The 13,064-nt window shown below is 40.2% G+C and carries 11 protein-coding genes; 9 read left to right on the top strand and 2 right to left on the bottom strand.

Features of this window, described 5'->3' with window-relative positions:
• Positions 1 to 322: 322 nt before the first annotated feature.
• From folK to ACK8HY_RS07665, 4 genes are all read left to right on the top strand, one after another.
• On the top strand, positions 323 to 781 hold the full coding sequence (gene folK, locus ACK8HY_RS07680) for a 2-amino-4-hydroxy-6-hydroxymethyldihydropteridine diphosphokinase (RefSeq protein ID WP_077432601.1): 459 nt from the start codon (positions 323 to 325) through the stop codon (positions 779 to 781).
• 206 nt (positions 782 to 987) lie between these two features.
• A complete protein-coding gene (locus tag ACK8HY_RS07675) occupies positions 988 to 1,560 on the top strand; it encodes a Crp/Fnr family transcriptional regulator (RefSeq protein WP_416133271.1) in 573 nt (190 codons plus the stop codon).
• 320 nt (positions 1,561 to 1,880) lie between these two features.
• A complete protein-coding gene (locus ACK8HY_RS07670) occupies positions 1,881 to 3,272 on the top strand; it encodes a DUF1080 domain-containing protein (RefSeq protein WP_416133270.1) in 1,392 nt (463 codons plus the stop codon).
• A gap of 6 nt (positions 3,273 to 3,278) precedes the next feature.
• Positions 3,279 to 4,694 carry a Gfo/Idh/MocA family oxidoreductase gene (locus ACK8HY_RS07665; RefSeq protein ID WP_077432603.1) on the top strand — a complete coding sequence of 472 codons (1,416 nt, stop codon included), beginning with the start codon at positions 3,279 to 3,281 and terminating at the stop codon, positions 4,692 to 4,694.
• Between the two features lie 529 nt (positions 4,695 to 5,223).
• Here ACK8HY_RS07665 and ACK8HY_RS07660 read toward each other — a convergent pair.
• The gene (locus ACK8HY_RS07660) at positions 5,224 to 5,583 is read right to left on the bottom strand and encodes a winged helix-turn-helix transcriptional regulator (RefSeq protein WP_077435663.1); all 360 of its coding nucleotides are present in this window, start codon (positions 5,581 to 5,583) and stop codon (positions 5,224 to 5,226) included.
• Positions 5,584 to 5,740: 157 nt separating this feature from the next.
• Here ACK8HY_RS07660 and ACK8HY_RS07655 point away from each other — a divergent pair, with 157 nt between their 5' ends.
• From ACK8HY_RS07655 to ACK8HY_RS07635, 5 genes are all read left to right on the top strand, one after another.
• On the top strand, positions 5,741 to 6,271 hold the full coding sequence (locus ACK8HY_RS07655; RefSeq protein ID WP_077432604.1) for an NAD(P)H-dependent oxidoreductase: 531 nt from the start codon (positions 5,741 to 5,743) through the stop codon (positions 6,269 to 6,271).
• A 230-nt stretch (positions 6,272 to 6,501) separates the two neighbouring features.
• A complete protein-coding gene (locus ACK8HY_RS07650) occupies positions 6,502 to 7,401 on the top strand; it encodes a dihydrodipicolinate synthase family protein (protein WP_416133269.1) in 900 nt (299 codons plus the stop codon).
• 84 nt (positions 7,402 to 7,485) lie between these two features.
• Positions 7,486 to 8,943: an aldehyde dehydrogenase (NADP(+)) gene (locus ACK8HY_RS07645; RefSeq protein WP_077432606.1), complete on the top strand. Its 1,458-nt coding sequence runs from the start codon at positions 7,486 to 7,488 to the stop codon at positions 8,941 to 8,943.
• A gap of 19 nt (positions 8,944 to 8,962) precedes the next feature.
• The gene (locus ACK8HY_RS07640) at positions 8,963 to 9,961 is read left to right on the top strand and encodes a 4-hydroxyproline epimerase (RefSeq protein ID WP_077432607.1); all 999 of its coding nucleotides are present in this window, start codon (positions 8,963 to 8,965) and stop codon (positions 9,959 to 9,961) included.
• 20 nt (positions 9,962 to 9,981) lie between these two features.
• Positions 9,982 to 11,247 carry an NAD(P)/FAD-dependent oxidoreductase gene (locus ACK8HY_RS07635; protein ID WP_077432608.1) on the top strand — a complete coding sequence of 422 codons (1,266 nt, stop codon included), beginning with the start codon at positions 9,982 to 9,984 and terminating at the stop codon, positions 11,245 to 11,247.
• Between the two features lie 141 nt (positions 11,248 to 11,388).
• Here ACK8HY_RS07635 and ACK8HY_RS07630 read toward each other — a convergent pair whose 3' ends face one another.
• Positions 11,389 to 13,062, bottom strand: a complete 1,674-nt coding sequence (locus tag ACK8HY_RS07630; RefSeq protein ID WP_416133268.1) for a M1 family metallopeptidase — start codon at positions 13,060 to 13,062, stop codon at positions 11,389 to 11,391.
• Positions 13,063 to 13,064: the final 2 nt, after the last annotated feature.

Here is a 13,064-nt window from a genome sequence, read left to right as displayed (position 1 = left end):
TTTAACGCAGGGAAATCTCTGAAGCGGGATCTTGCCTGCTGATAGGTTGATCTACAACTTGTACAGGAGAGAGGTCTGAAATCATTTCATTCATTTGGATGATGTATTGGCAAAAAAATTGCTTACAGAATTTACCCGATTATGATAAGCAGAACTTACTTAAACCATACGGGCAAATGGGAACTTTATAATGAGAGTTTAGCCCCACTCCAAAATAGCTCGCATTTTTTGGAGATGTAGCTCTTTGTTATAGGTCGGCTCCTGTATATTGATGGCGTTGAAAGTTTAGCTCGCCAATTGGTTCAGAGAACATAAGAAGAAAATGGAAGGAACGAAAGCATGCGCACTGTGCGCTACGGATAATGCAAACAGATCTAACGACAAACAAACTAATACCGCTTTGATATTGTTAGGATCAAATATCGATTCTGAAAAAAATATTACCAAAGCCCTAAGCTATATCCAGGAATTAGGAAAGATAGGAAACCAAACGGATTTTATCTATACGAAACCTCTTCAATATGAAGATCAGCCTGATTTTTTGAATGGAGCGTTATTATTACAGACCTGTTTATCCTTTGATGAACTATACAGTGAATTAAAACAGATCGAATTGGACATGGGACGCCTTAGAAGTAAAAATAAGAACGCTCCCCGTATTATCGATCTGGATGTAATTACTTTTAATGGAAGTATTGCCGATGAAAAAGATATTGTACAGCTTCCTTTCTTATATGATTTTGTAAAACAGCTACAACCTGAAATCTTCAAATGGCGGTAAATATTTTCCAACTGCTTGCGCTTCCCGCATTTGGATATTATATATGGAAATATCGCCGTAAATCACGCTAATTTATCCGGTACATAAACTTTTATTTAACAAGCGGGCTGAGCTTATTAAGATAATTTACATTTTGGCCAAACTAATTTTTATGGTACCTTGCAGTAGATGCCGAGGTGTATGGCATTAAAATAAAAAGCAAGTTATTGGAAAGATTTAGAACACATTTGGAAAAATTTATCCAGATCGATGACGGGACCTTTGAGCAGATATCGGCATACTTTAGCCTAATTTCAGTTGCAAAAAAAGAAAACCTGCAGGAAGAAGGTCAGATCTGTAAGTACCATTATTTTGTGCTAAAGGGAATATTGCGTAAATTTTTTATAAATGAAAAGGGGGTGGAACAAACCACCGAATTTGCTATTGAAAATTGGTGGCTAACGGATAATATGGCTTATGAACATAAGCTTGTAAGCTCCTTTTATATTCAAGCTGTTGAAAAATCCGAAGTCTTATATATTAGTCAGGAAAATCAGGAAAAATTAATGACAGAATTTCCGTTGATGGAACGCTATTTTCGCTTTGTATACCAGAGAGCATATGCAGCAGCACAAATGCGTGTTAAATATCTTTTTTCCCTACCTAAAGAGGAGTTTTATCGCGACATGGTACGTAAATATCCTGAGTTTGTACAGCGTGTACCACAATATCTTATTGCATCTTTTTTAGGGTTTACACCTGAATATCTGAGTGAAATTCGAAAAAAAATAAGCTTTTAATCCCCATAAATTTCAAAGCACAGGGGCTGCTGCATATAATATTTTTACGAACACGGCTTTCTGTTTTCTCAAACGTTTTCGTAAAAAAATCATGCAATTCGATTCATTTCACCTATATTAATTGATATCTTGTTTCATAGAACCAATTGAAAAAAAACAATTGCTATGGAGGCTGTACAGCTCTCCTAAACCGATAGGGATTAAACTGCACAATAACTTTAAATATCCCGATAGTAAAAAATACGGTGCACAATAATAAGATTAATAGACCAATATACAATACATAAACCGGGCATTCGAGCTCAAGAAGTAATATCACAATGAAAAGAAATACATTATTTAAATCTGTCTTACTGGCGGCGATGGTTGGAAATACAATATTGTCGCATGCGCAGGGGAGTAAGGCCTCAGAAAAAGGTTGGACAAATCTTTTTGACGGGAAAACACTGAATGGATGGAAAGCCGTGGGTGGGAAAGCTCCTTATTCTATTGAGGGAGATGCGATCGTGGGACGGATGACTAAAGGAACACCCAATTCATTTTTGATTACAGAAAAAGAATACGGTGATTTTATATTGGAACTGGATGTTAAGCTCGAGGGCAGTCAAACGAATTCGGGGATACAGACCCGGAGTCATCTTGATCCGCAAGCAAATGATGGGCGGGGCAGAGTCTACGGAAGGCAAGTGGAGATAGATCCTTCATCCAGGGCCTGGACAGGGGGGATTTATGATGAAGCACGCCGTGGTTGGCTTTATCCGTTGGATCTCAATGAAAACGCAAAAAAAGCATACAAGGCCGAAGAGTACAATCATATTAGAATCGAGGCAATAGGTGATGAACTGCGTACCTGGATCAATGATGTTCCTGTTTCTTATGTCGTAGATACAATTGATCGAACCGGATTTATCGGATTACAGGTACATAGTATTCCTTCAGAATTGGATGGAAAGAAAGTCTATTTTAAAAATGTTAAAATAAAGACCAGTGATCTCAAGACGAAAGATTTTCCAAAAGATGTTTATATCGTCAATCTAAAGCCAAATGAAATAGTAGCTGCCGAAAAGAAAAAGGGCATAAAACTATTATTTGACGGTAAAACTAATAACGGCTGGCGCAGCATCCATGGTGATAAATTTCCTGATCGTGGCTGGGAAATCAAGGATGGTCAATTGACCGTCTTGAAATCTGATGGTGGGGAGTCCACTAATGGCGGTGATATTGTCACGAAAGATAAATATGCCATATTTGATCTCTCTTTTGAATTTAAACTTAGCCCTGGAGCAAATAGTGGGGTAAAATATTTTGTAACCCTAAAGGAAAAGTCCAAAGGATCAGCTATCGGTTTGGAATATCAAGTGCTTGATGACGCCTTGCACCCTGACGCAAAGCTAGGACGGGACGGTAATCGTACGTTGGCTTCACTATATGATCTTATTACTTCGAATAAAGAGGGACGTGCCCGAAGAGCGATAGGTGAGTGGAATAGAGGTCGGGTAGTGGTGACAGCGGACAATAAGGTTGAGCATTATCTGAATGGAATAAAGATGTTGAGCTATGAAAGAGGATCAAAAGAGTTCAAGGATCTTGTCGCTATCAGCAAATATAAGGATTGGGACAACTTTGGCGAAGCAAAAGAAGGGTTCATTTTATTGCAAGATCATGGTGATCGGGTCTCATTTCGTAGTATAAAGATTAATACACAAAATTAAGCTCCTATGAATCATTATCTATCACGTCGAAGTTTTGTTAGACAATCTGTTATTGCAGCGGGTGCTGTCATGTTATCCAATAGTGTTCTCGGTAAGGTCAATTTGGCAAAGCCGAATGAGCGGGTCAATCTGGCCTGTGTAGGTCTCGGAAATAGAGCGGCGGAAATTATCAAAGAACTCTATAAAACTGGACTCTGTAATATAGTTGCGCTCTGTGACGTTGATCTAGGAGCTAAACATACGCAGGAAATATTGGGCATGTTTCCTGATGCCCCAAAATTTAAGGACTTTAGAGTTATGTTTGACAAGATGGCGAATCAGATCGATGCGGTTAGCATCGGCACACCCGATTTTTCCCATTTTGCCATTACGATGTTAGCCCTGGATCTCGGCAAGCATGTTTATGTAGAAAAGCCAATGGCAAGGACATTTCTCGAAGTTGAACTAATGACAAATAAAGCGAGGAAAAATCCGAAGCTTGTCACACAGATGGGAAATCAGGGGCATTCCGAAGCGAATTACTTTCAATTTAAGGCCTGGAAGGACGCTGGGATCATTAAAGACATCACACGCATAGACGCTCATATGAATATGCCCCGTAGATGGCATGGCTGGGATGTGAATATGAAAGGATTTCCGGCCGCCGAAATAACACCAGATACACTGGATTGGGAGCTGTGGCAAATGCAGACCTTGGGACATAACTACAATAAAGATTTTGTGAATGGGCAATGGCGCTGTTGGTATGATTTTGGAATGGGGGCTCTAGGTGACTGGGGAGCGCATATTTTAGATACAGCACATGAATTTTTGGATCTAGGATTGCCTACTGAAGTTAGTGCGGTAAAGCTCGATGGACATAATTCATTTTTCTTCCCGATGTCTTCGACCCTGAAGTTCCATTTTCCGAAACGGAAAAAGATGCCTGCGCTTGATATTAACTGGTATGATGGCTTAAATAATTTACCGCCAATACCAGAAGGCTATGGGGTTTCGGGATTGGATCCGAATATTCCGGCCCCTAGTACAGGTAAGTTGGAACCAGCAAAATTAAATCCTGGGAAAATCATCTATGGAAAAGATCTGACTTTCAAAGGTGGCTCCCATGCAAGTATTTTGCAGATTATACCTGAAGCGAAGGCACAGGAAATAGCATCCCGTCTTCCAGAGGTCCCGCAGTCACCTTCTAATCATTATGCCAACTTCCTGAAAGGGTGTAAAGGGGAGGAGAAAACAAGGTCAGCTTTTGAAGTTGCAGGGCCGTTAAGTCAAGTTTTCTGTCTAGGAGTAATTGCACAGCGTTTGAATGCTCAACTGATTTTTGATCCCCAGAAAAAGGAAATCAGTAATGATAAGTTTGCGAATGCACTGTTGGCAGGACCTCCGCCTGCAAGAGGTTGGGAACAGTATTATAAAATGTAATTGGAAATAGTTTATCTGTATAAAAGGCGAGTGATATGAAATGTATCCCTCGCCTTTTTTCTGGAAATCTGTTTTTATTGCGGGCTCTCTAGGCCTGGTTTATTGGTCAGCAAGAAGCATCAGTTTATTTTCATGGTATTGGTATTTATGAAATCTTAATTTTTTATAGATAAGCTAGCTGGATTTTTATCGATCGGGATAGTGCAATTAATATAGGTTAATTCCTCAAAGAGATAGACCTCTTCGTATGGAGTTTTGGAACCTTGTCGAACCGAACTGCTGTCTAAAAAGAAGCAATTGATCAAATGGTTTTGAAGTAAGCGAATTAATAAATGAAAAGGAACTGAGCTGAGAAACTATAAAATGAAGAACGAAAAAACAAATTTAGATGAAATAAAAAAAGGTTTTCAAACGGGGAGAATGAAAACCTTCAATAACCAATTATAAACCTAAATTATGATGACACAAATGTAAGTGTATTTTTTACACTATGCAAATTTATTTTACATTTTTTTGTTAGGTCTGGTTTTTATGCCGGATCACCTTTTAATTTTTTACCCCATTTGCCAAGTTCACGAATAATAGGGGATAACTCATAACCAATAGTTGTTAATTCATAGGTCACACGTGTTGGGACTTCCGCGTATACCTTTCTTTGCACTACTCCGTTTTCCTCTAATTTTCGTAATTGTAAAGTCAACATACGTTCGGTGATATTTGGTAGGCACTTCTTGATTTCACTGTATCGGAGACTCCCATTGATGAGATAACAACAGATAGCCAACGACCATTGACCGCCAATAATATTGACCGCAAATACCTCCGGGCAATCATTTGTAAGAATTTGTTTATTGGCAAAATTAGTTGAACTCTCTTTGATCTTAGTCATTACGCACATTTTTTATAGTACCGAACATTGGGCTACATGGGGTCAAAATAAGGAATATCTTGCTATTTTTAATTCAAATAACTGAGTTAAATAAAACGATCTTAGCTCTAAAATGCTGAGATAAAGAGTATCTAAACTTTTTGAATAAAGAACAATAATGAAAACATTGGTCATTGTAATACACCCAAATATAAAAGAATCACTTATTAATAAAAGGTGGATTGAGGAATTGGAAAAGCAACCAGAGAATTTTGAAATTCATCAGTTGTATGAAAAATACCCAGATGAAAAAATTGATGTTCTCCTAGAGCAGCAATTGCTTGAAAAGTATAATAAAATAGTATTTCAATTTCCATTTTATTGGTTTAATTGTCCCCCATTTTTTAAAAAATGGCTGGACGAAGTATTAACCTACGGCTGGGCATATGGAAAATCGAGTGGCTATAGGTTGGCGGGAAAGAAGATTGCTTTGGCCATCTCCGTAGGCATTGACGAAATAGAATATAATACGAATGGAAAGTATAAATATAGCCTGGATCAATTAACAAGTCCATTTGAAATTACATTCAACTATGTTCACGCGGATTATCATCCACTTTTTGCCTATTACGGTATCGAAAAACATACCTCCAAAGAATGGATTGAGCAGAGTGTGCCCCTTTATCTTAATTTTTTGCAACAGCTGTAGAAAAGATCCATGAACTGAATTGCTTATGAATTTTGTTGATCAACTTTACTATACTTCAAAGGCATCTTTTATGTAATAAGATGCCTTTGATAATGTCAGATTTTCCCATTCTTTCCCCAGCTGATCTACAGTAAAAAGTCAATATTAGGGCAGAGTTGATTAATTCATAAGAAGACAGCAGAACTTATTGCCTATAGATTTGTGTTAACGAATTAAAAAATTATTAAGCTATGACACAATTGAATTGGGAAGGAATTTATCCCGCAATGTTATCTCCATTTGATGAGAGCGGAAATTTGGATTTTGACATGTTTGCAAAAAATATTGAAGCACAAGTAGAGGCTGGTGTTCACGGATTGATTATTGCGGGATCATTGGGCGAGGCAAGTGTTTTGAGCACGGAGGAAAAGTATGCCTTACTGAAACAGGCATTGAAGGTAGTGAACGGACGTATTCCGGTTTTGCTCAATATTGCGGAGAATACGACTGCCGATGCAATCAAAGTTGCAACAAGCAGTGAAAATTTAGGTGCGGATGGATTGATGTTGTTGCCTCCTATGCGTTATAGGGCTGATGACAGGGAAACTGTTGCTTACTTTCGCGCGGTTGCACAGAGTACAACATTACCAATTTTAATCTATAATAATCCTGTTGATTACGGTACATATGTGTCCTTGGATATGTTTGAGGAGTTATTACTGGAACCCAATATACAGGCGGTGAAAGAGTCAACACGAGATGTGACAAATATTACTCGTCTGAAAAACCGTTTTGCCGATCGCCTAAAGATATTAGGGGGTGTAGATACCCTCTGTTTGGAATCTTTGATGTTGGGCGCTGACGGATTGGTCGCGGGGTTGGTGGATGCCTTTCCAAAGGAGACCATTGCAATGTATCGTCTCGCCCGTAAAGGAGAATATAAGCAGGCTTTAGCTATATATCGTTGGTTTATGCCTTTATTGGAATTGGATATTCATCCCAAGCTCGTTCAGTATATCAAATTGGCCGCTACCGCAGAGGGAATTTCCACACCGTATACAAGAGCTCCGAGATTAGCATTGATTGGGGAGGAGGAGCAGCGGGTTAATAAAATCATTGCGGACGCAATAGCAACAAGACCTGAATTATAATCAGATTTCACTGGACTACAACCTTCGGAAGAGGTCCTGCGAGGTCTCTTCTGAATATTTTAGAAATACGAAAATAGAAAAAGAATGATTGCATCCGAAAATGAAATTGATGTTGTAGTAAAGCGTGCTGAAGCCGGGTTTCAGTTTCTACAACAGTGTAATGTGATCGAGCGGGCAAAATTGATGCACACGATTGCTGATGAAATTGAAGCAATGGGTACAGTTTTGATCGAAACTGCCCATCTGGAGACCGCCCTGCCTGTCGGTAGACTGGAAGGTGAAAAAGCGAGAACAGTGAATCAATGGCGTATGTATGGGGATGCGGTTCGTACCGGTCTGTACACCGAGGCTCGAATTGACCAGAACCTAGGGGGACAGATCGATTTACGAAAATACAATGGCGGAATAGGGCCTGTGCTGGTCTTCGGAGCAAGTAATTTTCCATTTGCTTTTTCCACAGCTGGCGGGGATACTGCAAGTGCTTTGGGAGCTGGATGTTCTGTGATTGTGAAAGCTCATCCTGCCCATGTCAGGACATCTCAATTGATGGCCGACGCCATTCATCGGGGTATTTCGAGCTACGGTGCTCCTGCGGACATATTCAGTCATGTCCTGTCAGATTCGTTGGAAATAGGCCAGCAGTTGGTCAAGCATCCATTGGTAAAAGCGGTGGCTTTTACAGGCTCGTTTGCAGGAGGAAAGGCCTTATTTGATTTGGGACAATCAAGACCTGATCCTATTCCGGTCTTTGCTGAGATGGGGAGTATAAATCCTGTATTTGTTTTGCCCGATTATTTAAAGAACAATGTTGAAACATTTGCAAAACAATATATTGGCTCACTAACATTGGGACAAGGGCAGTTTTGTACTAATCCAGGAGTACTGATTGGGCTCTCAGGAGAAAGATTCGATACGCTCAAGGCTCATCTGAGAGCCGAAATACAAACTATTTCAGCTGGTAAGATGTTGCATCAGGGTATAGCTGATCATTATATCCGCTTGAAAAATGAGCGCGTTGAATGTGACGGAGTTCGTATATTGGCACAAGGAAAAGCCAATACGGAAGAAGTATTTGCTCAAGCCATCTTGGTTGAAGCAGATGCAGCGCGTGTATTGAGCAAACCAGAATTACTGGAAGAAGTTTTCGGTCCATTTGGACTGGTTATCTCCTGCGCGGATCGTCATGAAATGAAGGTTTTAATGAACAGCTTAGCTGGTCAGATCAGCTTGACGTTTGCGGCGTCTGAGGACGATATGAGGGAATATCAAGAGCTGTTTACCATAGCGAAGAATAAGTGTGGAAGATTATTGTTTCAGGGTATGCCAACCGGTGTTGAAGTAAAATATGCAATGCAACATGGAGGACCATTTCCTGCGACAACTGATCCGCGTTTTACTTCGGTGGGTCCTGACGCTATTAAGCGTTTTATACGTCCAATCAGTTTTCAAAACTGGCCCGATGAGTTCCTGCCGAAAGAGTTACAAGATGGTAATCCGTTGCAAATAGAACGCTTGGTAAATCAGCACTGGACAAAAGATTAATAACGACAAAAAACCGATTATGAAAAAAACATTTTTCTGTATTGACTCGCATACCTGCGGATGCCCTGTACGATTAGTCGCTGCTGGAGCCCCGCTCTTAAAGGGGAATTCAATGATGGAGCGCAGACTGCATTTTATGCAGGAATATGACTGGATTCGTAAAGGACTGATGTTTGAGCCACGTGGGCATGATATGATGAGTGGAAGCATGCTTTATCCGCCCTTAGATCCACAGAATGATATTGCTGTCCTTTATATTGAAACCAGTGGTTGCTTACCCATGTGTGGGCATGGTACGATCGGTACTGTGACCATCGCTATAGAAGAGGGGCTGATTCAACCAAAGATACCGGGGAAATTAAGATTGGAAACCCCTGCAGGACTGGTTCATATCGACTACGTTCAGGAAGGGGCAAAAGTAAAAAGTGTCAAGTTGACAAACGTAAAATCTTTTTTATACGCCGAAAACTTAACTGTCGACTGTCCTGATTTGGGGCATATTTCTGTTGATGTGGCGTATGGCGGAAATTTCTATGGTATAATTGACCCTCAGGCTAATTTTAAAGATATTAAATTTTATTCCGCGAGTCAGCTGATTCACTACGGTAAAATAATTCGCAAATTGCTCAATGAAAAATATACATTCATCCATCCTGAAGATCCCAATATCGAGGGGTTGAGTCATATACAATGGACAGGAGAGCCTGTACATGTAGGTTCCTCCGGGCGAAATGCAGTATTGGTCGGTGAAAATGCATTGGATCGCTCTCCTTGTGGCACGGGTACTTCAGCTCGAATGGCACAGTGGTATGCAAAAGGTAGATTGAAAAAAGGAGATGAATTTGTTCACGAAAGTTACATTGGTTCTCAGTTTATTGGCAAAATAGAAGGAGAGACTACCGTCGACGGAAAACCAGCAATCATACCGTCCGTAGAAGGATGGGCGAGAGTAACAGGCTACAATACCATTTTTTTGGATGATGAAGACCCATATTTTGACGGTTTTCAAGTAATTTGATAGTTTAATTGATATAAAAAGTGAAAGAACATATAAGAGGTACAGTAGTCGTAATCGGTGCCGGAATTGCTGGACTTGCTTCAGCCTATTATCTTGTTAAAGACGGATGGGAAGTGAAAATTCTGGAAAGAAATGAGGTGGACAATAATTGTTCTTATGGCAACGCAGGGATGATTGTGCCGAGTCACTTCACGCCTTTGGCGGCACCGGGAATCGTAGCACAGGGAATAAAATGGATGTTTAACAGTAAAAGCCCTTTCTATGTACGGCCATCGTTAAATCCACGTTTGCTAGATTGGGGACTAAAATTTTTAAAACATGCAAATAAGGCACATGTTGATCAGCACGCGACGGCCATTCGTGACTTAAATCTATATAGCAGCCGGTTATATGACGAATTGAATTCAGCCGATGGTTTCGATTTTGAACTGGAACAAAATGGTATTCTGATGATGTATAAATCCAACGAGGTGAAGCAGGAGGAGACGGAATTGGCACATCGTGCCCATGACCTTGGACTGGATGTTGAAGTATTGGAAGCAGACGCTGTAAAAGCCTTGGAGCCGAATCTCAAACTAGATGTCTTGGGAGCTGTACTTTATCGCTGCGATGGAAAATTATATCCCTCCAAATTAATGCAACAGTTGATTCAGTATTTGAAAACTGCTGGTGTGACGTTTTTTGAGAAAACTGAAGCTCAAAAATTTATCACGGTCGGAAATACCATTAAGACTGTTTTAAGTAATAAAGGAAGTTTCGATGCAGATGCATTCGTCATAACAGGCGGAGCCAATTTACCACAATTGATGTCCAAATTGCATGTTCATACGCCGCTTTTGCCAGGGAAAGGCTATTCCTTTATGTATGACACACAAGGGGAGAGGAAATTGAATCACGCCGCATTGTTGCTAGAGGCTAGGGTGGCTGTTACACCAATGAATGGGCAGATCAGATTTAGCGGTACTATGGAATTGGGAGCTGCAAACGATAAGATTTATGAAAATAGGGTAAGGGGAATTGTAGAAGCTATCCCCAAATATTATCCGGAACTGCAGGTGGATTATCCAAAAGATAAAATATGGTATGGTTATAGACCTTGTTCACCGGATGGATTACCTTATTTGGGGAGATTAAAAAAATACAATAATGCTATTGTCGCTGGTGGTGGTGGGATGATGGGATTGAGTTTAGGGCCTGCCTACGGTAAGGTTGTATGTGACCTGTTGGCTGCAAGGAAAATTGAGCCCGTTATTGCGGGGTTTAAGCCCGATCGTTTCGCACGTTAAAAACTTGTTTTCGAAACGGCTGCCCTAAAAATAGTCTGAACTATCTTTGGGGCAACCGTTAAAATTTTGCTCCTGGGTTGATTAGATTCGGATGTTCATCTTGTATGATACCTGAGTTTCTAGCATACTTTGTAATAAATGCTATTCTGACAAAAGCCCTATGTAATAATTGAACGTATCCACATCGATGTTTTCCTTGTTTAATCCTGGGATTTTAATTGTTCGGAACTGTTGATCCAGTTGAATAAGTTGTTTGTTTTTGCCTTTTATCCCAATATGGATTGGCATCTGAAATCCTTTGACCTCGCTAATCCACCGGGCCATTATTTTTCCTGCAGCATCTTGTTGGATTTCTAATGTTGGAATGGAGCTGTGCCGGACATATTGTTCAAAGACTTTTGATAGGTCCAGACCAGATTGTTGGGTTACATAATTGACAATGTCATTGTAATCGACCTGTTGATGATAGAATTTCGAATTCAAACCTCGTAATATTGAACGCCATTTTTCATCGTTATCTATCATTGTACGAATCATATTGAGCATGACACCGCCCTTTGGATACATATCACCAGACCCTTCTTTGTTGACATGATATGGCCCTTGCATCGGGCTATCATTACGAATACCACTTCGGATGCCATGTGCATATGCTTGGCTGGCTTCTTTGCCGTAGAAATAGTCAATAAATAGGCCTTCTGAATAATTTGTAAAACTTTCGTGGATCCACATATCTGCGAGATCGGCAGACGTAATATTATTGCCAAACCATTCATGACCAGATTCGTGAACGACAATGAAATCCCATTTTTGGCCCCAGCCTGTACCGGAAGCATCACTTCCGAGATAGCCATTTTGATATCGATTGCCATAGGCGATCGCACTTTGATGTTCCATGCCCAAATGATATGTTTCAACCAATTTGTAACCATCCTCATAAAAAGGGTATGGACCAAACCAATGCTCAAATGCTTCCAGGGTCTGTCTGGCATTTTTTTGAAGGTGAGCCTTTTTGTCGTTTTTATCATTCTCCCGCAGAATATAGTAGTCGATATCTAAAGGACCTTTTTCACCTTTATATTTTTCTTTAAAATGAACGTAGTCCCCGATATTGATGGCGACATTGTAGTTGTTGATCGGATTATCGACTTTCCAATGGTATTTTGTGTAACCATCTTTCATTTTTTCCACTTTTACCAACCGCCCATTAGATACGTTCATCACTTCTTTGGGAACAGCAATGGAAATCATCATACTGTCGACCTCATCATATTGATGGTCTTTATTGGGCCACCAGACACTAGCGCCCATACCCTGGCAGGCGGTAGCCACCCAAGGTTTGCCATTGCTGTCTTTTTTCCAGTCAAAGCCACCATCCCAAGGAGCGCGGGCAGCTTCGGTAGGATGTCCTTCGTAATATACCGTGAATTCACTTAGCGTATTTTTGGCGATCTTGGCGGGAAAGTCCAAAAATACAGCATTATGCTCCCTGTTAAATGAAAGCTCTTTCCCTTGATAAACAACCTTGTTAATTTTAAGATTGGCAAACAGATCAAATTGTAAACGTTCGAAATCTTCCGTTGCCTTAAAGCGGAAGAGGTTTGAACCGGAAATGAACTTATTATCTACATCTACTTTCACGTCCAAATGATAGTATTGGATATCGTAACAGGTCCGCAATGGCGTGAGGTGACCCCGCAATGAATCCGCTCGTGTGAATTCATTTTTTTCTTTCATCAATTGTGCAGTGGATTGCTGAACACCTGCAACTAAAATACCATAGGTACCTAGGGCATATAATAATATTTTTTTCATTA

Origin of the sequence: Sphingobacterium sp. NGMCC 1.201703 (genome assembly GCF_047784615.1) — a bacterium.
Lineage (GTDB): Bacteria > Bacteroidota > Bacteroidia > Sphingobacteriales > Sphingobacteriaceae > Sphingobacterium.
The sequence above is the reverse complement of the archived record's forward strand: the minus strand, read 5'-3'. Positions and strand labels throughout refer to the sequence as shown.

Bases quoted from the DNA above. Each gene is read 5' to 3' on its own strand.
- ACK8HY_RS07665 (WP_077432603.1), top strand. From the start codon at position 3,279: ATGAATCATTATCTATCACGTCGAAGTTTTGTTAGACAATCTGTTATT.
- ACK8HY_RS07670 (WP_416133270.1), top strand. From the start codon at position 1,881: ATGAAAAGAAATACATTATTTAAATCTGTCTTACTGGCGGCGATGGTT.
- ACK8HY_RS07660 (WP_077435663.1), bottom strand. From the start codon at position 5,583: ATGACTAAGATCAAAGAGAGTTCAACTAATTTTGCCAATAAACAAATT.
- ACK8HY_RS07650 (WP_416133269.1), top strand. From the start codon at position 6,502: ATGACACAATTGAATTGGGAAGGAATTTATCCCGCAATGTTATCTCCA.
- folK (WP_077432601.1), top strand. From the start codon at position 323: ATGGAAGGAACGAAAGCATGCGCACTGTGCGCTACGGATAATGCAAAC.
- ACK8HY_RS07655 (WP_077432604.1), top strand. From the start codon at position 5,741: ATGAAAACATTGGTCATTGTAATACACCCAAATATAAAAGAATCACTT.
- ACK8HY_RS07645 (WP_077432606.1), top strand. From the start codon at position 7,486: ATGATTGCATCCGAAAATGAAATTGATGTTGTAGTAAAGCGTGCTGAA.
- ACK8HY_RS07630 (WP_416133268.1), bottom strand. From the start codon at position 13,062: ATGAAAAAAATATTATTATATGCCCTAGGTACCTATGGTATTTTAGTT.
- ACK8HY_RS07640 (WP_077432607.1), top strand. From the start codon at position 8,963: ATGAAAAAAACATTTTTCTGTATTGACTCGCATACCTGCGGATGCCCT.